The sequence below is a fragment of the Allobosea sp. 2KB_26 genome, assembly GCF_052115715.1.
GTDB lineage: Bacteria > Pseudomonadota > Alphaproteobacteria > Rhizobiales > Beijerinckiaceae > Allobosea.
Window position 1 is genome coordinate 296,526 of sequence record NZ_JBFRHE010000002.1, and the last position, 21,125, is coordinate 317,650.

The 21,125-nt window shown below is 64.0% G+C and carries 18 protein-coding genes; 10 read left to right on the forward strand and 8 right to left on the reverse strand.

What is annotated here, in order from left to right; all coding sequences use genetic code 11:
- Positions 1-110: 110 nt before the first annotated feature.
- Positions 111-407 (reverse strand): hypothetical protein, encoded by a 297-nt coding sequence (locus AB4099_RS09580; RefSeq protein ID WP_441477891.1) that lies wholly within the window; start codon positions 405-407, stop codon positions 111-113.
- Between the two features lie 247 nt (positions 408-654).
- On the opposite strand from AB4099_RS09580, the gene AB4099_RS09585 reads away from it, so the two are divergent.
- From AB4099_RS09585 to AB4099_RS09600, 4 genes are all read left to right on the forward strand, one after another.
- Entirely contained in the window at positions 655-915 is a 261-nt protein-coding gene (locus AB4099_RS09585) for a hypothetical protein (protein WP_113515992.1), read from the forward strand.
- A gap of 272 nt (positions 916-1,187) precedes the next feature.
- The gene (locus AB4099_RS09590) at positions 1,188-3,968 is read left to right on the forward strand and encodes a hybrid sensor histidine kinase/response regulator (RefSeq protein ID WP_441477892.1); all 2,781 of its coding nucleotides are present in this window, start codon (positions 1,188-1,190) and stop codon (positions 3,966-3,968) included.
- A gap of 163 nt (positions 3,969-4,131) precedes the next feature.
- On the forward strand, positions 4,132-5,310 hold the full coding sequence (locus tag AB4099_RS09595; RefSeq protein ID WP_441477893.1) for a GAF domain-containing sensor histidine kinase: 1,179 nt from the start codon (positions 4,132-4,134) through the stop codon (positions 5,308-5,310).
- Positions 5,311-5,541: 231 nt separating this feature from the next.
- Positions 5,542-6,294, forward strand: coding sequence for an SDR family NAD(P)-dependent oxidoreductase (locus AB4099_RS09600; RefSeq protein WP_113515989.1), 753 nt, complete (start codon positions 5,542-5,544; stop codon positions 6,292-6,294).
- A gap of 125 nt (positions 6,295-6,419) precedes the next feature.
- Here AB4099_RS09600 and AB4099_RS09605 read toward each other — a convergent pair whose 3' ends face one another.
- Both AB4099_RS09605 and pdxR read right to left on the reverse strand, forming a co-directional pair.
- The gene (locus tag AB4099_RS09605) at positions 6,420-7,220 is read right to left on the reverse strand and encodes a YggS family pyridoxal phosphate-dependent enzyme (RefSeq protein WP_441477894.1); all 801 of its coding nucleotides are present in this window, start codon (positions 7,218-7,220) and stop codon (positions 6,420-6,422) included.
- Positions 7,221-7,474: 254 nt separating this feature from the next.
- Entirely contained in the window at positions 7,475-8,965 is a 1,491-nt protein-coding gene (gene pdxR / locus AB4099_RS09610) for a MocR-like pyridoxine biosynthesis transcription factor PdxR (RefSeq protein WP_441477895.1), read from the reverse strand.
- Positions 8,966-9,080: 115 nt separating this feature from the next.
- Here pdxR and AB4099_RS09615 point away from each other — a divergent pair, with 115 nt between their 5' ends.
- Positions 9,081-10,325 carry a benzoate/H(+) symporter BenE family transporter gene (locus AB4099_RS09615; protein ID WP_441477896.1) on the forward strand — a complete coding sequence of 415 codons (1,245 nt, stop codon included), beginning with the start codon at positions 9,081-9,083 and terminating at the stop codon, positions 10,323-10,325.
- A 57-nt stretch (positions 10,326-10,382) separates the two neighbouring features.
- Here AB4099_RS09615 and AB4099_RS09620 read toward each other — a convergent pair whose 3' ends face one another.
- Positions 10,383-12,473, reverse strand: coding sequence for a catalase (locus AB4099_RS09620; RefSeq protein WP_441477897.1), 2,091 nt, complete (start codon positions 12,471-12,473; stop codon positions 10,383-10,385).
- Between the two features lie 316 nt (positions 12,474-12,789).
- On the opposite strand from AB4099_RS09620, the gene AB4099_RS09625 reads away from it, so the two are divergent.
- Positions 12,790-13,020 (forward strand): hypothetical protein, encoded by a 231-nt coding sequence (locus tag AB4099_RS09625; RefSeq protein WP_113515984.1) that lies wholly within the window; start codon positions 12,790-12,792, stop codon positions 13,018-13,020.
- Between the two features lie 111 nt (positions 13,021-13,131).
- Here the strand turns inward: AB4099_RS09625 and AB4099_RS09630 are convergent, their stop codons facing one another.
- From AB4099_RS09630 to AB4099_RS09645, 4 genes are read right to left on the reverse strand one after another with little or no spacing between them, the layout of a single operon-like run.
- The gene (locus AB4099_RS09630) at positions 13,132-13,851 is read right to left on the reverse strand and encodes a GntR family transcriptional regulator (RefSeq protein ID WP_441477898.1); all 720 of its coding nucleotides are present in this window, start codon (positions 13,849-13,851) and stop codon (positions 13,132-13,134) included.
- Positions 13,852-13,874: 23 nt separating this feature from the next.
- A complete protein-coding gene (locus AB4099_RS09635; protein ID WP_441477899.1) occupies positions 13,875-14,747 on the reverse strand; it encodes an ABC transporter permease in 873 nt (290 codons plus the stop codon).
- The gene (locus AB4099_RS09640) at positions 14,744-15,544 is read right to left on the reverse strand and encodes an ABC transporter ATP-binding protein (RefSeq protein WP_441477900.1); all 801 of its coding nucleotides are present in this window, start codon (positions 15,542-15,544) and stop codon (positions 14,744-14,746) included. Before AB4099_RS09640 ends, AB4099_RS09635 begins: the two co-directional genes overlap by 4 nt.
- Positions 15,541-16,554 carry an ABC transporter substrate-binding protein gene (locus AB4099_RS09645; RefSeq protein ID WP_441477901.1) on the reverse strand — a complete coding sequence of 338 codons (1,014 nt, stop codon included), beginning with the start codon at positions 16,552-16,554 and terminating at the stop codon, positions 15,541-15,543. Before AB4099_RS09645 ends, AB4099_RS09640 begins: the two co-directional genes overlap by 4 nt.
- A gap of 171 nt (positions 16,555-16,725) precedes the next feature.
- On the opposite strand from AB4099_RS09645, the gene AB4099_RS09650 reads away from it, so the two are divergent.
- The 4 genes from AB4099_RS09650 to AB4099_RS09665 all read left to right on the forward strand — a co-directional run bounded on the left by AB4099_RS09650 (position 16,726) and on the right by AB4099_RS09665 (position 20,989).
- Positions 16,726-17,442, forward strand: a complete 717-nt coding sequence (locus AB4099_RS09650) for a fumarylacetoacetate hydrolase family protein (protein WP_441477902.1) — start codon at positions 16,726-16,728, stop codon at positions 17,440-17,442.
- 72 nt (positions 17,443-17,514) lie between these two features.
- Positions 17,515-17,739: a hypothetical protein gene (locus AB4099_RS09655; protein ID WP_113515980.1), complete on the forward strand. Its 225-nt coding sequence runs from the start codon at positions 17,515-17,517 to the stop codon at positions 17,737-17,739.
- A gap of 30 nt (positions 17,740-17,769) precedes the next feature.
- On the forward strand, positions 17,770-18,783 hold the full coding sequence (locus AB4099_RS09660) for a DNA topoisomerase IB (RefSeq protein ID WP_441477903.1): 1,014 nt from the start codon (positions 17,770-17,772) through the stop codon (positions 18,781-18,783).
- A gap of 133 nt (positions 18,784-18,916) precedes the next feature.
- A complete protein-coding gene (locus AB4099_RS09665; RefSeq protein ID WP_441477904.1) occupies positions 18,917-20,989 on the forward strand; it encodes an ATP-dependent helicase in 2,073 nt (690 codons plus the stop codon).
- Positions 20,990-21,125 lie beyond the last annotated feature (136 nt).

A 21,125-nucleotide genomic window follows, 5' to 3' on the forward strand; every position in this document is an offset into this window, starting at 1 on the left:
GGCCCAATCCCACGCATCGGCCCAAAACGTGGACGGCGGCTTTCGGGAAGGCCGATTCAAACACATTGAGGTGAGATCAGCGGACCAGATACGAGATCAGGTCCGGTGAACTAGCCAGCGATGGCCGCCGTCGCCGGCGCCACATCCTGGCAGTCGGAGTGCGTGGCGGCCGCTTCCATCGCGGCGATGAAGAGTGCGCCCTTGTCGGTCACATGCGTGATCAGCACCTCGACGGATCGCCCGTCATTGCAGACCAGTCTCAGGCGATCGGCAAAGACCAACGGATCCCAGGCGTCCAGATCTCCGATCAGCTCTCCCGACAAGAGGCCGTCCGGCTGGGTCACCATGCGGTATTCCAGCGGAAGCTGTGCTCCGCTCTTCAGTACGATTTTTCCTGCAACTGGCATCGCTGCTCCTGTTCCGGAACGGCGCTAGTCCGGCGCCCTCCCTGAAATTATTTCCGCAAGAGTACCGTGTCTCGCCGGCCGATACGATGAAAAACCAATTGGTGCAGTGGCTTATAGGGAGGTGTGCGCGCCGCCTGCTTATTTCGAGGCGATGGCTCACTTGGAACAAATGAGTAAGTGGCGCATTCTGAGGGGAGTGATGCTTTTGCGTCGATTGAGTGATCCCGAGTCAGCGCAGGGTCGAACGATGAGCGAGACGACGATCAAGGGAACCAGTCTTAGCCGCGGCGAGCGACTCCAGGTCATGCTCGACGAGGACGAACTGAGGGTGATCGATGACTTCCGGTTCAATAATCGCATGCCGACGCGTGCTGCGGCGGTACGCGAACTGCTCAGGCGAGGGCTGGAAGCCGTCGGCTACACGCTCGTGCTGGGCGCAAAATCCAGTTCCTACGGCGTGAGGAATGGCGGGGACGGCGAGGGCGAATCCCAAGCTGGATCAGAATGAGGGTTGGCACGGGACGACCTCGTCGCAGTTTTTTTTTCGGAGAGATGGAACCTGGAGAAGGGCATCGCAGTTGAGCATCGCCAGTTGGTTGCAGGTGTCGAGATCGCTCGTCTCCCCGGCGACCTGTTGGCGAGTCTATCTCCGGCTTTTCCTCCCATCCTGCTCAGCCTGGTGCCCCGCGATGATCTCCTCCATGTCAATTGATGCCGAATGCCGGTAGGAGCCCTCGCAGCCTCCCGGCCCAACACAGCGCGATGAGCGGGGACCTGACTGTGACGACAGACGTGGAGCGCGACCGCCGCTTGATCCAGAGCGTGCTCGCGATATCCGACGATTGCATCAAGGTTCTCGACCTCGACGGCAAGCTGACCTTCATGAGCGAAGGCGGGATGCGAGTCATGGAGGTTGCCGATTTTGGAGCAATCGATGGCTGCACCTGGACCGATTTCTGGGAGGGCAAGGACCGGGAAGGGGCGATTGCCGCTGTCGCTGCGGCCAGGGCCGGCGGCATCGGCCAGTTCGTGGGCTTCGCCAAGACGATCGCGGGCACGCCCAAATGGTGGGATGTCCGCATCACGCCCGTCCCGGGTCCCCACGGCAAGCCGGAGCGGCTGCTGGCGATCTCCCGCGACATCACGGTGCAACGATCGGTCGAAGAGGCACTGGTCGCGACCGAAGAGCGCTATCGCACCCTGTTCGACAGCATCGATGAGGGTTTCTGCATCATCGAGTTCTTCGACGGGCCGCATGGCGCGCTGAGCGACTACGTCCATATCGAGGCCAACCCCGCCTACGCGGTTCATGCCGGCATTCCCGATGTCGTCGGCAAGAAGCTTCGCGAAATGGTGCAGGACGAGGCCGATGGCTGGGTCGAGCTCTATGGCGGCGTGCTGCGCACCGGCCAGCCGATCCGCTTCGAACGCGAGCTCGTCGCCACCGGCCGTTATCTTGAGCTCTCGGCTTTCCGCATCGAGCCGGCCAGCGCGAAACAGGTCGCGGTGCTCTTCCAGGACATTACCGGCCGCAAGAAGGCCGAGGCCGCGTTGCAGGAGAGTGAGAGCCGCTTCCGCACCTTGTCGCAGTCCATGCCGAACCATGTCTGGACCGCGACCCCGGACGGAATGCTCGATTGGTTCAACGAGCAGGTCTACTCCTATTCTGGAACAGGGGTAGGCGCGCTGGACGACGAGCGCTGGGCATCGATCGTTCATCCCGACGACCTCGCGAGTGCCGCCGCAGCCTGGGAGAATGCCCGCCGCGACGGGGTCCGCTATGAGACGGAATTCAGGCTGAAGCGCCATGACGGGGCCTTTCGCTGGCACATTGCCCGCGCCGTCCCGATCCTGGATGAGAACGGCGCGGTGGCGCGCTGGATCGGCACGAACACCGATATCGACGATCAGAAGACCGCTGAAGCCGCGCTATCGGACCTCGCCACGACTCTGGAAGATCGCGTCGAACTCCGCACGGCCGAACTCGCCAGGGCCCAGGATGCCTTACGCCACAGCCAGAAGATGGAGGCTATCGGAAACCTGACCGGCGGCGTTGCGCACGATTTCAACAACCTGCTGCAGGTGATCAGCGGGAACCTGCAGCTTCTCTCGCGCGATATCACCGGCAATGAGAGAGCCGAAAAACGGGCCGCGAACGCCATGGCGGGCGTGGCGCGCGGCTCAAAGCTCGCCGCTCAGCTGCTGGCCTTCGGCCGCCGGCAGGCGTTGGAGCCCAAGGTCGTCAGTGTCGGCCGTCTGATCCGGGGCATGGACGACCTGCTTCGCCGCACGTTGGGCGAAGCCGTCGAAGTGGAAACGATGATCGCCGGCGGGCTCTGGAACACATTGGTCGATCCGACCAATGTGGAGAACGCACTCCTCAATCTCGCGATCAACTCGCGCGATGCGATGGACGGGCAGGGTCGCCTCACCATTGAAGCCGGCAACGCCTTTCTCGACGACGCCTATGCGCGCGCGCATTCCGATGTCTCGGCCGGCCAGTATGTCATGGTCGCGGTGACGGATACCGGCTCGGGCATGAGCGCTGAGGTAATGGAGCGCGTCTTCGAGCCGTTCTTCTCGACCAAGCCCGAAGGCAAGGGCACAGGTCTCGGCCTGTCCATGGTCTACGGCTTCGTCAAGCAATCCGGCGGTCATGTGAAGATCTACAGCGAGCCGGGCCATGGCACGACGATCAGGCTCTACCTGCCGCGTTCGACCCAGGTCGAGGACATGCCGGTCGAAAGCGAAACCGGGCCGGTCAGCGGCGGCAGCGAGACGATTCTGGTCGTCGAGGACGATGAGGCCGTTCGCGATACGGTGATCGCGTTGCTGGGTGAACTCGGTTACCGCGTCCTGAAGGCGCATGACGCGCAAAGCGCGCTCGCGGTCATCGAGAGCGGAATTCCGATCGACCTGCTCTTCACGGATGTCGTGATGCCGGGGCCGCTGAAGAGCCCCGAACTGGCGCGCAAGGCCAAGGAGAGGCTGCCGGAGCTCGGTGTGCTCTTCACCTCGGGCTACACGGAAAACTCCATCGTGCATGGCGGGCGGCTCGACGAGGGCGTCAACTTGCTGTCGAAGCCTTACACGCGCGAGGCTCTGGCCAGGAAGATCAGGCAGGTCCTGTCGCATGGTAGCAGGAAACCGTCTGGCGAGACGCCGCAGCCGGCGGCCAGCCCGGCCCCGCTCGCGGCACCTGAGCCAGCACGGAAACTCACGGTCCTCGTTTGCGAAGACGACGCCATCATTCGCATGGACACGGCCGACCTGGTTCGCGAACTCGGCTATGTCGCGATCGAGGCCGATAGCGGGCGGGAGGCGATCGAGATCGCATCGCGGGAGGAGATCGACATTCTGCTGACCGATGTCGGTCTGCCCGACATTTCGGGCATCGAGCTCTCCCGGAGCTTGCGTGAGCTCAAGCCGGCGATCGCGATAGTCTTTGCGACAGGGCGGGACCAGGTCGACGGGCTTGAGGCAGAGCCGCGCACCGAGCTGCTCAAGAAGCCCTATGGTCTGGACCTGCTTGGACGGGTGCTGGGACGCGTCATCGGCTAGGCTCTATCCGATGGTATGCATCCGGAATGACCACATATCATCATGGCTATGGAGAACCGTCTCAGCCGCCCATCCGGGCGTGGATGGGCAAGCGTGAATGGTCTTTTGACATGGACGCTTCGTCACGATTGTGTTTCCGCTCGCTTTTTCCGGGCGGGGTTTGATGCGTCACGATTTCTCTGAGGATATTGCCGCGGTCTCGTCCATTGCCGCTGTGCCGAGCATCCTGGAGGTGGTTTGCCGGACGACGGGCATGGGCTTTGCGGCCGTCGCGCGGGTGACCGAGGATCGCTGGGTCGCCTGTGGCGTCCGCGACGAAATCGCCTTCGGCCTGCAGCCCGGCGGCGAGCTCAAGATCGAGACGACGATCTGCAATGAAATCCGCGATCACCGCGAGATGGTGGTCATCGACCATGTCGACGCAGACCCCGTCTATCGCAAGCATCATACGCCTGCGACCTATGGCCTGCAGAGCTATATCTCGACGCCGATCATCCTCTCCGACGGAACGTTCTTCGGCACGCTCTGCGCCATCGATCCAAGGCCGCATGTCGTCAGCACCCCAGCCGTCACCGCCATGTTCAAGCTCTTCGCGGAGCTGATCGCCTTTCACCTCGACGCCCATCGCAAGCTCGCCGACAGCGCGGCCAGGCTGGTCGGGGAATTACAGAACAGCGAGATCCGCGAGCAGTTCATCGCCGTGCTCGGCCATGACCTGCGCAATCCGCTCGCCTCCATCCATTCCGGCCTTCGCATGGTGCTGAAGAGCGACGACATGGCGAAGGTGCGCACGCTGGCGACGATGATGCAGAGCAGCGTCGGCCGGATGTCGCGCCTGATCGACGACGTTCTCGATTTCGCACGCGGGCGGCTGGGCGGCGGATTCATTCTCGTGCGCGACGCAGAGACGAACCTCAAGCCCGCGCTCGAGCAGGTCATCGGCGAACTCCAGACCGCATATCCCGAGCGCGAGATCCGGACGGCGCTGCGGTTCGACGGCGTCATAGACTGTGACCCGGCGCGCATCGCCCAGATGGCGTCAAACCTCATCGCCAACGCGTTGAGGCACGGTGCCGAGGATGGCCCGGTCATCGTGGAAGCCCATCGGTCTCCCGATTATTTCGAGCTGTCGGTATCGAATGCCGGAGAGCCGATCCCGCCCGGGATCATGGCCGAGCTTTTCAAACCCTTCGTGCGTGCCTCCGCCCGAGCCAACCAGCAGGGCCTCGGTCTCGGCCTCTATATCTGCTCGCAGATCGCCAAGGCACATGCGGGCACCCTGGACGCTATCTCCACGTCCGAGGGGACGAAGTTCAGGTTCAGGATGCCGCTTGCCCGCTGAGCGACGCGGGCTCCAGCCGGCGCCATTCCCGGTAGACCCGCCGGAGACGGGCAGCGGAGATCGGCTCCTTGCCCCGCAAAATGCGTTCGCACCCGCCATGGGCTAGGTCGGCATGGTCCGATCCTCACTGGGGTGTGGACACAGCGACGCCGGGCCATATTCGGATTGAGGCCGGTTTGCCGAAGGCGCACCATGGCTTGATCTGCCAATTGGTTTGCACGGGGCTACGGAATGGAAATCTCCTTCAGGGGCAAGAAGGTCGTCGTCGCAGGCGGCAGCCGCGGCATTGGGAGATCCATCGCTCTCTCCTTCGCGGCGGCAGGCGCCGATGTGGCGATCTGCGCTCGCAATGCGGAGGGGCTCAGCGCGGTCGAAGCCGAGTTGAAGCGGCATGGTGGGGCGGTTTTCAGCATGGCCTGCGATCTCGGCGAGGGCTCTGCGGCCGCAAGCTTCGTGACTGACGCCGCACGCGCTCTCGGTGGCATCGACATCCTGATCAACAACGCGTCGGGCTTCGGCTCGAAGGATGACGAGAGCGGCTGGCTTGCCAGCATCAATGTCGACCTGATGGCGACAGTGCGCGCCACCCAGACGGCGATACCATTCCTGGAGGAAGCGGGCGGCGGCGCCATCATCAACATCTCGTCGATTTCCGGCCTGACGGCGGTGCCGCGTTCGCTGCCCTATGCAGCAATCAAGGCGGCAGTGGTCAACTACACGATGGGGCAAGGGCGGGCGCTCGCGCCAAAGCGCATCCGGGTCAATGCCATCGCGCCTGGCTCGATCGCGTTTCCAGGCGGTTCGTGGGAAAGCCGAAAGACGACCGATCCGCAGCTCTACGAGCGCACGCTCGGCAGCATTCCCTGGGGGCGCTTCGGGGCGCCGGGGGAGGTCGCCAATGTCGCCCTGTTCCTGGCGAGCGACATGGCGAGCTGGGTGACCGGGCAGACGATCGTCGTCGATGGCGGGCAGCTGCTGACCTGAATCAGCCGCGAAGACCCCGTCCTGACCTTTCGGCTACCCGTCTTGTCGCCGGATGAGGACTGCGCTGACATGCAAGCGGTGAGTGGGCGCCTGGCTCAAGCCGATCTGCTGCCGGCTTGGTGTCGTCACGCTCCCGGCTGCGAGGGCGGGACAAGGCCAGGCCAGTAGAGGGCGTCGCTGGTCGGTCGCGCTCCGAAAATGGCCTGGCCGACCCGAACGACGTCGGCGCCTTCTTCGATGGCGTTCTCGAAATCCCCGGACATCCCCATCGACAACTGCACAAGGCCGGGATCAATGCTGACGGCCCGGTCCCGCAGGGTACGCAACAGCTGGAAACAGCCGCGCACGCGCTCGGAATCCGCACTGAAGATTGCCAGCGTCATGAGGCCGCGCGGCTTGAGGCGAGGATACTCAGGCAGACGTTCGACGAACGGCACAAGCTCGTCGGGATGCAGGCCGTATTTGCTGGCCTCGCCTGACGTGTTCACCTGAACGAAGACGTCGAGATCACGTCCCTCGGCCTCCAGCCGGCGATTGAGTTCATCGGCCAATCGCAAGCTGTCGAGAGCGTGAAACTCCATGGCGAAGCGGGTGAGATACTTGACCTTGTTCGTCTGGAGATGACCGATGATGCTCCAACGGATCGGCAAGTCGCCAAGCACAGCTCGCTTGTCTCGGGCCTCCTGCAGCTTGTTCTCCCCAAAGCTGGTGATGCCTGCGCCAAAGGCGAGCCGCAGGATATGGGCGGGGACTGTCTTTGTGACCGGCAGCAGATGCACATCGTCGGGGTTTCGCCCGCTGCGGTGGCAGGCTGAAGCGATGCGCTCCTGAACGGCTTTCAGATTTTTCGCAAATGTTTCGGCAGGGTCGTCACCGAAGCGTGCGATATCCTCGCTCGAAAGGGCGGTCGTCGATGGTGCATTCATGCGCAAACAAGCTCCCGATGACGCCGCCGGGCAGGCCGGGCGAAGACCTTGCGGAGGGCGGAAACCCACGATCCCGCCTCGAGGCGGGTCGATGAAGCGCGGACCTGGCGCATGCGAGTGTTGATCTGCTGCTGATCGGCGTCGTGCATTCCGCCGTGGCGGTCCTCTCGGTATCTATCTTGAAAGTGGCCTGCTGTACCCATCCACTTGCAGAGGATGAGGCAGGCCATTTGCGAATGCCGGTTTCTGGGAGGCTAGGTGCTCTTCAGGGTCCGGAACGCGCGAGCGAGCCTCTTCACTGCGACTTCGATCTCTCCCGGGGCATAGGCGGCGAATCCCATCAGAAAGCCCGCCTCGCCATGGCCTGATGCATGAAGCGCCGACAGGCCCAGAAGCTCGACGCCAACGCGTTCCGCGGCGTCGATGGCAGCACGCTCCGGAAGGTCGATGGTCAGCACGCATGGCATCTGGAGCCCACCGACCGGAACCCGCGGCTCGACGAAAGCCGAAAGCTGGGTCCGCACGAGGCCGGTCAGGATTTCGAGCCGCTCGGCATAGACGCCTCGCATGGCGCGGACATGCGCGCCGAAATGTCCCCCCTCCATGAAACGGGCGAGGGTCAATTGCGTGATCGAGGCGGTGTGGCCGTCGAGGAGCGAGCGTGCAACCGTCATCGGTGCAACCAGTTGCCGAGGCAGCACGGCATAGCCCACCCGCAATCCAGGAAAGAGCGATTTCGTGAATGTGCCGATATAGATGGTCCGGTCATGAGGATCGAGGCCCTGCACGCAGGCGGTTGGTTTACCGGCGTAATGGAACTCGCTGTCGTAGTCGTCCTCGATGATCCAGGCCTGATGCTTCGCGGCCCATTCGATCAGCGAGAGACGCCGGTCGAGCGCAAGGGTCGCGCCCGTCGGAAACTGATGGGACGGGGTCAGGAAGACGGCCTTCGCCCCGCGCTGATCGGCAAGGAGCTGCTCGACCAGAATACCCTGATCGTCGACGGGGAGGGGTGCACATTCCAGACCGGCGGCATCGAACGCCTTGCGCGCCCCGTAATAGGCCGGATCCTCGATGAAGATGCGATCTCCAGGATCAAGCAGCATGGTGGCACAGAGCGCGACCGCCTGCTGTGAGCTTGTCAGAACAAGCACGCGGTCCGCGTGGGTGCGGGCACCTCGCTCCAGGTTGACATAGTCAGCGATTGCGCGCCGGAGCGCTTCCGCGCCCTGGGGGTCTCCGTGAAGCAGCGCCCGCGTGCCTGTCTCCTTCAGCACCTGCCGTTCCAGGCGTTGCCAGAGCGGCAGCGGAAAGCTGCGCGTCTCGGGTATGCCCGGCGCAAACGGCCGGGGCGATAGCTGCTCGCGAACGCCGCCGCTGCGAAAGATCGCCGCTCCACGTTTGCTGAGGTTCGGCGCCTGGCTCCGCAGAAGCGCGCTGCGACGAGAGAGCCTCTCGCCAGGAGAGAACTCCGTCATCTCAGCGACGAAACTGCCACTGCCCACCCGCCGATCGATAAAGCCCTCGGCATGGAGCTGGGCGTAGGCGGTTTCGATCGTGTCGCGGGAGACACCGAGCGATTTGGCGAGCGCGCGCGAAGCCGGCAGCGGCTTGCCGGGGCCAACCGCACCATCGAGGATCAATTGCCGCACGGCCCGCTGGATCCGCGCGTAAATCGGCAGTTCCGCGTGGGCGGGAAGGGCAAGCCAGGCCTTCACGGATTGCAATTGAGAATGCTTGAACAATTGGTCTGAGCTTCTCGAAGAAAGTGGATGGGATCAACAGACCATTGACCCGCTAGGAGTCAAGCCCGCCTTGCTGGCCCAGGCCATGCGGGCTTTCAGGATAACGAAGACAATCATGCCGCCCGTCTCGTCACCACATTGGCTCAATCCCCGTGATCTCATGCCTCCGATCGTTGCGGGGCTGATCTCTGTCATCGTCAACTATGGGGGAACCTTCATTCTGGTCTTTCAGGCTGCGAAGGTCGCGGGTCTCAGTCCCGAGCTGACCGCATCCTGGGTCTGGTCTGTTTCGATCGGCGTCGGGCTGACCGGGCTTTATCTGAGCTGGCGCTATCGTGAGCCGATCATCACGGCCTGGTCGACGCCGGCGGCGGCGTTCCTCGTCACGGCACTCGCCACGACCCCTTATGCCGAGGCGGTCGGTGCTTACCTGATCTCGGCAGCCGCATTCGTCGCCCTCGGACTGTCGGGCTATTTCGAGAAGGTGGTCAGGTTGATCCCGCCCGGTATCGCATCAGGCCTGCTCGCCGGTATCCTGCTGCAGTTCGGCATCGGCGCGTTTGGCGGCGCGAGCGTCGATCCGCTGCTGGTTGGGCTGCTGATCATCACCTATCTCGTGCTGAAGCGCTTCACCCCCCGCTATGCGGTCGTTGGTATTCTGGTGCTCGGCCTCGCCTTCCTGACGGTGCAGGGACGCGTGGATCTTTCGGGGATTGAGTTCAAGTTTGCGGCTCCGATGTTCACCGCGCCGGAGTTCTCGCTCAATGCGCTCCTGAGCGTCGCGCTGCCGCTGTTCCTGATCACGCTGACCGGGCAGTACATGCCGGGGATGCTCGTCCTGCGCAATGACGGCTTCAGGGCCAGCGCCAATCCGATCGTGACCGTGACAGGTCTCGGTTCGCTGATCATGGCGCCGTTCGGTTCCCACGCCTTCAACATCGCAGCGATCACCGCGGCGATCTGCACGGGCAAGGAAGCGCATGAGGATCCGTCCAAACGGTGGATCGCAGGGATCGCCGCAGGCGTTTTCTATGTGCTTGTCGGCGTCTTTGGCGTGGCTCTGGCGGCGGTCTTCATGGCATTCCCGGCGACCTTCATCACAACGCTCGCAGGGCTCGCGCTGCTGGGAACGATTGGCGGCAGCCTCGCCGGCGCGATGGCCGATCCGAAGTCCCGCGAGGCGGCGTTGATCACGTTCCTTGCCTCCTCGGCCAAGATCAGCCTGCTCGGCATCGGCGGAGCGTTCTGGGGGCTGGTGATCGGTCTCATCGCCTATGGGGTTCTGCAGGGCCGTTTGCCGCGCCGTGAGACTGTCGAGGGCGCTGGTCCCTTGACTGTCGGCAGCGGCCCGGCTGGCTAACGGCCATGCAGGGTTCGACCTCGCCCGGAGCTCGGGCGGTGTCTGACGATGGGTGCTCTACGCCAATGTGCGCACCTTTGGCTCACGGGCCCATTGCCGCGTCCGGGCGGGCTCCAGGAAGAGGCTCGCCTTATTGTCGAGGCTGACGACCCCGGCATCGGCAACGACGCCTGCCTTGTCGAGCAGGGGCTTGGCTTCCGGGCTGAAGCCGATGGCCTTGAGATGGCCAAAGGCGTCCTTGGCAAAGTCGATCGCCGCGCCCTCCTTCATCAGCGCGGCGCATCCCTCGGTCGAGACGACGATCGCGACCGCATCGAACATCACGGAAGGGGTGCCTGCCAGTTGTCCGTCGGCCTTCAGCCTGGCGCCGCCCTTCAAGGCCACGCCACCGATCTTCGGGGCGACGATCTTTACCGATGCCCCTTCGGCTTCGACCGCCTTCTTGACCGCGTCGATCACGGCGCCATCGGCTCCATCCGAAACCAGAATGCCGACCGACCGGCCTTTCAGGGTCACGGGATATTTGCCGACGATGCGGAGCGCGGGAGACGCCTTCATGTCCTGCGGCGCGACTGCCGGAGCCGATGCTTTGGGCAGGTCCATGTTCATGCCGTCCGCGACGCGCCTGGCGAGCGTCTCATCGACATTGAGCAGATTGGAGAGAACCCGCAGCCGGACATGTTCGAGCGACACCTTAGACAGTTCGAAGACGAATGCGCTGGCGATATGGGCCTGTTCGATCTCGGTCTGTGATTGAAAGAACAACCGCGCATGCGAGTAGTGGTCGGCGAAGCTCTCCGAGCGCAATCTGACCTTGGCCTCTTCCATGGGCAGGGTGAATGTCCGGAAGCCGCCCGCGGGGTCCTCGCGCGGCCCGCCGTCTTCGCCCGCCTCGCTCAGGCTGTTGGGCTCGTAATTCGCCCGCCCCTTGAAGACCTGGGTCTGCATCTGGCCGTCGCGCTGCATGTTCTGGAAAGGACAGCCCTTGGCCCTGTTGACCGGAATCTGATGGAAGTTCACGGTTCCCAGGCGCGAGAGCTGCGTGTCCTGATAGGAGAACAGGCGGCCCTGCAGGAGCGGGTCTTCCGACACGTCGATGCCGGGTGGCATGTTGGTCGGCAGGAAGGCGACCTGCTCGGTCTCGGCGAAGAAGTTGTCCGGGTTCCGGTTCAGGACCATGCGGCCGATGAACCGGATCGGCACGAGCTCCTCGGGGATCACCTTGGTCGCGTCGAGAATGTCGAAGGGCAGGGCGTCTGCCTGCTTCTGGCTCAGAAGCTGGACGCCGAACTCCCATTCCGGGAAGTTCCCCGCCGCGATCGCCTCGTGCAGGTCGCGACGGTGATAGTCGGGATCGGCGCCGGCAATCTTCACGGCTTCGTCCCAGCAGGTCGATTGCGTGCCGAGCTTGGGACGCCAATGGAACTTGACCAGCGTCGCTTCGTCCTTGTCGTTGAGCAGCCGGAAGGTGTTGACGCCAAACCCCTCTATCATGCGTAGCGAGCGCGGGATCGTGCGGTCCGACATCGCCCACATGATCATGTGGGTTGATTCAGGCATCAGGCCGATGAAGTCCCAGAACGTGTCATGCGCGCTGGCTGCCTGCGGATAGCCGCGATCGGCCTCCATCTTCACTGCGTGGATGAGATCGGGAAACTTGATGGCGTCCTGGATGAAGAACACCGGGATATTGTTGCCCACGAGATCCCAGTTGCCCTCGTTGGTATAGAACTTGACCGCGAAGCCGCGAACGTCGCGCGGGGTATCGACCGAGCCGGCACCGCCGGCAACCGTCGAGAAGCGCGTGAAGAGTTCGGTCTTCACGCCGATTTCCGTCAGGATCTTGGCGCGGGTGAATTCAGCCAGGGAATCCGTCAGCTCGAAGAAACCATGGGCAGCCGAACCGCGGGCGTGGACGATGCGCTCGGGGATGCGCTCATGGTCGAAATGCTGGATCTTCTCCCGCAGGACGAAATCCTCCAGCAAGGTCGGCCCGCGCCTTCCGGCTTTGAGCGAGTTTTGATTGTCGCTGATCGGAACACCGTGGTTGGTCGTGATCCTCTCATCCGGCGCCGCGGCCGTCTGATGGATTTCGCCACCCTCGCCAGAATTGCCGGTCCGGGTTCCGCGCGCCTTTGATGTGGCCATGAGTATGTCCGCCGCTTTCTGCGCATGCGCGACGACCACGGCGCGGTCTCGATCGCGATGCGTTGTCAGGGCAACGTTTCTCAGCGACGGCCGTTCCGTTCCTCCCATCTGGTTTCCCAGATGCAGCCAGACACAAGCTCAGCAGGCCATTGTCCGCGTGGGCATCGATGCTCTCTCGGGCCGCTCGTCAGGCGACGCCCCGGTGATCGCGCAGATGAAGCGGGCTTGACCGCCAGGTGGCAAGGCTCGACCAGCCCCAGTCCAACGGAACAAGCGAGCGCCGTCCTGGGTTGACCCGACAACAAGGGAGGACACCATGGCAAAGCAACCGGAAGCACTGGCGACATTCGCAGCGGCAGCGCGCGGTGACGGGAAGAAGCCCGACAAGATCGGGCTGGAGGCGACGCCCGAAACAAAGGCATTGCCCACTGATCCCAAGCTCAAGACCGACGCCGCAACGAAGGTCTTGCGGGAGGGCGTGCTTCATAAGGATCAAGGCGCCGACGAGGCCATTGACAAGCTGCCCGATCGCACTCGCGACCTGTGACAGGTTTGCTCGCCCGAGAAGCAGGCGAGCCGTCATCGTTGCTCGGCCCTGCGGGAGCGATCCGGCGCTCCCGTTGGTGCGGGGAGCGAACCTCCGCGTCGCGTCGTCCCATCAGTCCGCGAGTTCCGCGGATCGTGGGGTCCCCGGCCCGGTCGCAAGGGCGGCGAAGCGCTCCTCCGCAAATAGTTCCTCGATCGTCTGGAGCGTCTTGGTGTAGTGCGCGACGAGCAGCGCGCAGGCCTCCTGCGGGGTGCCGTTGAGCACCGCCTTCATCAGTTCCTCGTGCTCGCTCTGGCCATTGCGCGGCATCCTGCCAAAGGCGTGCGAGATCGAGATATAGCGCGAGGCATGGTCGGCCAGGATCTCGCAGAACTCGAGCAGCCAGGGCGAGCCGCAATTCGCCAGCAGCGCCCGGTGGAAATTGCGATGGGCGTCCTCCCAGGCGGCGCGCTCCGCCGGAAGATCCGAGCGATAGCGTGACAGCCGGTGGAGGGCGAGCACGATGCCTTCCTCCCAGCGCTCGTCACGATGGCTGATCGCTTCCTCGAGCGCCCTGGTTTCAAGCCAGCAGCGCGTGCGGACCAGGACCCGCCAATCATCGAGGGCGATCGTCGGCACGGAGAAGCCGCGCTGCTCGTGCCGCTCGACCAGCCGCTCAGATGACAGCCGCGACAGGGCCTCGCGAACCGCATTGCTGCCGACGCCATAGGTCGAGGCGATGCCCTCGATGCGCAGCTTCTCACCCGGCCTGAACTCGCCCTGGATGATATCGCTGCGCAGCTTCTGGTAGACCGTCGTCGACAGCGTGGTCTTCTCGGCAGCTTTTGCCATGGTCGTGTCTGTCCTGCTGCCGCTCACCGGGATGCCCTGGAAGAGATGGTGTTACTCGAACGCTGCCAGAAGACGAACCTGTACTGCATCCAGGACACGACGCCGAACATGAAAAGCCCGAGCAGGCTGAGATAGATGATCAGCGAGAAGACGCGTGGGGTGTCGAGCTGCGATGCGGCAACCCGGATCAGCTCGCCGAAGCCCTGTCCGCCGCCAAGGAACTCGCCGGCGATCGCACCCGAGACCACGCTGATCGCGGCGATCTTCAGGCCGGTGAAGAACTGCGGCAGGCCGGTCGGGATCTTCAGCTTGACCAGCGTCTGCAGGCGCGAGGCGCCGATGCTCTTGAACAGCATGCGTGCATTCTCGTCGGCCGCATGCAATCCGGCAGCGGTGCCGACGATGATCGGAAACACCGAGATGAAGGCCGCCAGCGCGACCTTCGACATGATGCCGAATCCGAGCCAGGCGACGAAGAGAGGGGCGAAGGCGAGCTTCGGCATGGTGTCGATCGCAACGATGTAGGGCATCACCGCGCGTTCGCCGAAGCTCGTTTCCCCGACCACGACGCCGAGCGTGACGCCAATCGTCAGCGCCACGAAGAAGCCCACGAGGACCTCGCTTGCCGTGACCCAGAAGGCCGGCAGCATATAGTCTCCGGCCATCAGGTTGCGCCCGACGAAGCCGATATCGCGCAACGTATCGCCCGGCGTGGGCAGGATCAGTGGCGAGACGATCTCGGCGGAGGTGATGCCCTGCCAAAGCCCGAGAAAGAGCACGAGCAGCCCCAGCATCGAGGCCCAGCGCGGAGCCTTGGAAATCCACGAAACCTTTTCGATCCAGACCGTGTCGGCGGGCAGGGCGCCCACCAGCGGCTTCTCCGCGACCTGGCTCACAGGAATGCTCCCTTGTCGAGAAGGCCGCGGATCACACCGACATACTCACCGAAGAGCGGCAGCGTGGTCATGTCGAGCGTCCGCGGCCGCGGCAGCGCGATCGGGATGCTGCGCACGATCCGCCCAGGGCGCGACGACATCACATGCACGATGTCGGAGAGGATGACGGCTTCGGCGATGGAATGGGTCACCAGGAAGGCCGAGGCGTTGCGCTCCCGGCAAATGCGCTGCAGCTCCATGTTCATGAAGTCACGGGTGATCTCGTCGAGCGCGCTGAACGGCTCGTCGAGCAGCAGTACGTTCGGCTCCGAGATCAGCATCCGGCAGATCGCGGCGCGCTGCGCCATGCCGCCGGAGAGCTGCGACGGGTAGGTGTCCTCGAATCCTTTCAGCCCGACCAGTTCGAGCAGGATGCGAGCACGCGCCGCGGCCGTCTCGGCTGCAGCGCGCCCTTCGCGGACTTCGACCGGAAGCAGGATGTTCTGGAGCGTCGTCCGCCACGGAAACAATGTCGCCTGCTGGAACATCATCCCGATATCGGCACGCGCTCCGAGCACCGGCGTCCCCGCGAGCATCACCCGGCCTTTCGAAGGCGGAGTCAGGCCCGCCATGATCTTGAGCAGCGTCGACTTCCCGCAGCCGCTGGAACCGATGACCGAATGAAACTCGCCTTCCCGGAGAACCAGGTCGACGCTCTCCAACGCCACCACGCGCTCGCCATAGGATTTCGAAACCTGCGCGAGTTCGTAGACCGGCCGAGGTCGCGCCTCGGCCGATACAGTCACCGCCACCGTCATCGCGGAGCGTTCCAGGCCGTGACGAGATCGTTGGAATAGGCCTTGGTCAGGTCGGCGAGCGGCTTCTTGAGGTCGCCCGAGGCAACGAGTGTCTGTTGCCACATCTCCCAGGCCGCGGGGTGGTTGTAGCCAAAGCCCTTGGCGGGATCGATCGGGCTGGTCAGTTTGTAATAGACGTCGAGCAAAGCCTCGGCGAACGGCATGTTTTCCAACTGCTGCGGATTGCCCATTCGCGCGTGTTTCAGGGTCGCGGCCCGATTGGCGGGGTCGATCCCGAATTTGGTGCCCCTGACCAGCGCGCGCCCGAAGCGCTCCAGCATGCTGCGGTTCTCGTCGAGATATTTGCGCGTCACCACATAGCCGTTGCCGAAGAAGGACTGGAAGGGCGGAGGCGTCAGCGAGCGCAGCTTGACGCCTCGCAGCGTCAGCGTGGCCGCGCCCGCCGTGTCGGAAGCATAGGCATCGATCGCCTTCTGCATGAAGCCGGCAACCGCCATGCCGCCCTCGCCAACCGTGATGAACTTGTAGTCCTGGCCTTCCTTCATGCCCTCGGCGTCGAAGATCGAGCGCACGAACGCGACCTCCGCCCCGTCTGCCGTACCGACGCCGATGACCTTGCCCTTCAGGTCGGTGGGCTTCTGGAACGGCGAAGCCTCGGGCACGACGAGGTTGAACTGGCTGCGCGTGAAGTAATTGTAGATGTAGACCAGATCCTGACCGCGCTCGCGCGCCGCCATCAGCGGCCCCGGGCCGGGATGGGCGAGTTGCGCCTGGCCCGCAAGGAGCGCCTGGATGGCCTGGGCCGAACCATTGACGCTGCGCGGCTGGATCTTGAGCTTCTCCTCGGCGAAGTAACCTTCGCCGATCGCGGCATAGAGGGCGAAATAGCCCAGCCCGCCCGGGCTCGGATAGACGATCGTGAGCTCGTCCTGCGCCTGCGCATGGACACGCGACGCTGCGAGCGCAAGCGGCAGACCCGCCGCCGCTGCCATGAACTGCCTACGTTTCATCCCGTTCCCCTGCGTTTTTCTGATACGGATGAATGAACGATGCATTATCGGTCATGGGTGTCAAATAAATTCATATTATTAGCATGAGAGTAAAAATATGCAGATTTATCTGGACAGGTGCGCCATGGCCCATATGCTGTCCCGATCGTGACCCAGCGCATGGCTTCCCAGATGACGACACTCGCAGACTTCGCCGTTCCGGCACCGGCCCTCCAGTCGCTGCCCATCGAGGGCTCAACGGCGCGATTTCCGATCCGGCGGATTTATTGCGTGGGTCGCAACTATGTCGCCCATGTCAGGGAGATGGGCGGCGACGAGACGCGCGATTTCCCACTCATCTTCCAGAAGCCGGCCGATGCGATCGTTCACAACGGTGGAGTCGTTCCCTATCCGCCGATGACGGACGATTTTCACTTCGAACTCGAGCTCATGGTGGCGATGAAGTCCGGCGGCTACGACATCCCGCAGGACGAAGCGCTCGAGCATGTCTTCGGCTACGGCATCTGCCTCGACATGACGCGCCGCAGGTTGCTCAATACGCCGGACGGCCCGCGGATTCCGTGGGAGCTCAAGAAATCATTCGATCACTCGGCGCCCTGCGGCCCGATCTACCCGGTTGGACAGGTGGGCCACCCGTCCGCGGGAAAGATCCGCCTTGAGGTCGACGGCCTCGCACGCCAGGATTCCGATCTGTCCCTGATGATCTGGCGTACGCCCGAGATCATCGCGACGCTCTCGAAATATTACTCGCTCGAACCCGGCGATGTGATCATGACCGGCACGCCGCATGGCGTCGGTGCGGTCCTTCCGGGCAATGTTCTCGTCGGGAGCATCGAGAGCCTCGGCGCGCTCACCGTCACGATCGGCGCGTCGCCGCTGGCGGGCTGACCGATTGGGCCTGGGCGGAACAAGCGCTGGCCCGGCCGTGTTTATCGCGAAGCTTCCTCCGGAGGTTTTGCCATGCAGCTATCGGCCAAGGACAGATTGATTGCGGCCCTCGTGGCCCAGCTTCATGCCGAACGCGAGACGAGGGATGCGCTCGCCTTTGTGATTGCGAATGGCCAGCGCGACCGGGATGTCCTCACCGCCATCCTCACGGATCCGGTGCCGGCCTTCACGCAGGCTGATTTGGCCCATGCGGAAGAACTCGTGCGCCGGTATCACAACCGCCGGGAAGCGGCTTGATGCAGGAAGCGCTGGGCAAGCAGTAACGTCATGGTCGCCGGCAAGCCATCGGCCGCCTCTGGTCGGCTGCGGATCGTCAATCCCCGAGATCTGACGATCCGCAGGGTCCGGCGCGGCAGGGGCTTTGCCTATCTCGACGCCACTGATGAGCCCGTCCGGGACGCGGCCTTGCTTGAGCGGATCGACTCCCTTGCGGTTCCTCCAGCCTATCGCGAGGTCCGCATCGCGACCGACCCGCGGGCCCATCTCCAGGCGATCGGGCGGGACGAGGCCGGGCGGCTGCAATATCTCTATCATCCCGAATGGGAGCGGGTTCGCGAACGCCGCAAGCTGAAGCGCTTGCGACTGCTGATCGAGGCGTTGCCCCGTTTGCGCAAAGTGGTCGCCGACGATCTCAAAGCGCGTCCGCTCTGCCGCAGAAAGGCGCTGGCCTGCGCAATCGCCATTATCGACCGCTGCCATCTGCGCGTTGGCGGCGAGGCCTATGCGAAGAGCAATGGCAGCCATGGCGCGTCGACACTCCTCAAGCGCCATGTCGCGTTGACGGCGTCGCGGATCGATCTGCTGTTTCGGGGCAAGGGCGGAAAACAGATCGCATGCTCGCGGCAGGATGGCCCGCTTGCCCGCGCCCTTCGCCGGATTGCGGCGTTGCCCGGCCGGCGATTGCTGCAATACCGGGATGATGACGGCAAGGTGATGCCGGTCCATGCCGGCGACATCAATGCCTATCTCCGCGAGATCTCGGGCCTCGCCATCAGTGCCAAGGATCTGAGGATGCTGGCGGGGAACGCTGCGGCCGCGGAGCTGCTGCTGGCCAGCCAGATCATGATCCGCGATGGCAGCGAGAAGCGTCAGCTCGCCGAGATCATGCGCGCCGTCTCGGAGCAACTGGCGAACACGCCTGCCGTGACACGAAAGAGCTATGTCCACGCCATCGTGGTGGAGGCCTATGCCAACGGCAAACTCGCAGCCTCCTTTGAAAAGGCGCGTGCCAGGGGCGGCTGTTCCCGGATCGAGAGAGCGCTTGCCTTGCTGGCTGCGTGAGACGCGCCCCTGCCGCATGATCAGGCCGAAACAGCTCCTGTCAGCGTGGTGCGGCGATCCGGCCCAGAACGGCTGCCCCATTCCCGATCTTTTGCGTTGCGAACAAAACGCGAAAAATGATCGAATATGAGACATGTTCGCTCTCGATTCGCTCGCGCCGCCCAGCTATCTCGACAGGCTCAACCCCGCGCAGCGCCGCGCGGTCGAGCACGGCGTCGGCACGCGGCCCGGCCCCTTGCTGGTGATCGCGGGGGCGGGATCCGGCAAGACCAATACGCTCGCGCACCGCGTCGCGCATATGATCCTGAACGGTGCCGATCCGCGCCGCATGATGATGCTGACCTTCTCCCGACGCGCCGCAGCCGAGATGGCACGGCGGGTGGAGCGGATCGCGCGCGAGGTCCTGGGCGAGGGGGCTGCCGTCATGACCGACGCGCTGACCTGGGCCGGGACCTTTCACAGCGTGGGAGCAAGGCTGCTCCGGGAGTATGCGCCCGAGCTCGGGCTCGATCCGAATTTCACGATCCATGATCGCGAGGACAGCGCCGACCTGATGAACCTTGCTCGCCACGAGCTGGGCTACTCGAAGACGGAAGAGCGCTTTCCCAAGAAGGGCACCTGCCTCGCGATCTATTCGCGCTGCGTCAACGCCGAAGAGCCAATCGAGGCCGTGCTGGGCGCTGCTTTTCCCTGGTGCGCATCATGGGCAGGGGAGCTGAAGCAACTCTTCGCGGCTTATGTCGAGGCCAAGCAGGCGCAGAACGTCCTCGATTACGACGATCTCCTGCTCTGCTGGGCCCAGGCCGCGAGCGAGCCGGAGCTCGCCGCCGAGATGGGCGGCCGCTTCGATCATGTCTTCGTCGACGAGTATCAGGATACCAACAGGCTGCAGGCCTCGATCCTGCTCGCGCTCAAACCCGATGGCCAGGGGCTCACCGTCGTTGGCGACGACGCACAATCGATCTACTCATTCCGCGCCGCCGAGATCCGCAACATCCTCGATTTCCCCCAGGTCTTCAGCCCGCCGGCTGAGGTGGTCACGCTCGACCAGAACTATCGGTCGAACCAGCCCATTCTGGCCGCTGCGAATGGGGTGATCGAGCTCGCCCGCGAACGCTTCACCAAGAACCTCTGGACCGATCGCCAGTCGGCCGGCAAGCCCCAACTCGTCAATGTTCGCGACGAAGCCGACCAGGCGCGCTTCGTCGCGACGCGTGTGCTGGAGAACAGGGAGGCGGGGCACACGCTCAAGCAGCAGGCCGTGCTGTTTCGCGCCTCGCATCATAGCGGCCCGCTCGAAGTCGAGCTGACGCGGCGCAATATCCCCTACAAGAAGTTCGGTGGGCTGAAATTCCTCGATGCCGCCCATGTCAAGGACATGCTCGCGATGCTGCGTTTCGCCGAGAATCCGCGCGACAGGGTCGCCGGATTCCGCCTGCTGCAGCTGCTGCCGGGCGTCGGGCCGACCTCTGCGCAACGCGTGCTCGATCACGCCGGCACGGCAGATGATTTTGCTGCGGGCCTTGCGGCGGTCTCGGCGCCGGCGCGCTCGGGCGATGCCTGGCCCGATTTCGTCGCGACCTTCCGCGCGCTTCGCTCCGGGATGGGCTGGCCGGCCGAAATCGAGCGGGCCCGTCTCTGGTACGATCCCCATCTGGAGCGGATTCACGAGGATTTCACGACGCGTCGTGCCGATCTGGTGCAACTGGAGCAGATCGCCTCCGGCTATCCCTCCCGAGAACGCTTCCTGACAGAGCTCACGCTCAACCCGCCCGACGCGACGAGCGACGAGGCGGGGCCGCCATCGCTGGACGAGGATTTTCTCATCCTCTCGACCATCCACTCCGCCAAGGGACAGGAATGGAAGTCGGTTTTTGTGCTGAACACGGTGGATGGCTGTCTTCCCAGTGACCTCGCCGTGGGAGAAACCGCCGAGATCGAGGAGGAGCGCAGGCTGCTCTATGTCGCGATGACGCGCGCCAAGGACGATCTGCATCTGGTCGTGCCGCAGCGCTTCTTCACCCACGGCCAGGCCGCGCGAGGCGATCGGCATGTCTACGCCGCACGCACACGGTTCATCCCGCACGCCCTGCTGCACCTGTTCGAGCAGGCGACCTGGCCTATCGAGCCGGCTCAGGCCGCCATGCAACACCGCAGCGGCGTGAGAATTGACGTCTCGGCACGGCTCAAAGGCATGTGGCGCTGAAGCATCGGCCCGAAGGATGGATTGCCGTTTTCGGGCAAGCCGGTGCGATCACAGAAGGCGCGATCTGCCTGCGCCGGCAATGCCGGCTCGCATCTTGCTTACTCCCCTTAAGCTCTCGGTAACCCTGAAACCCCAG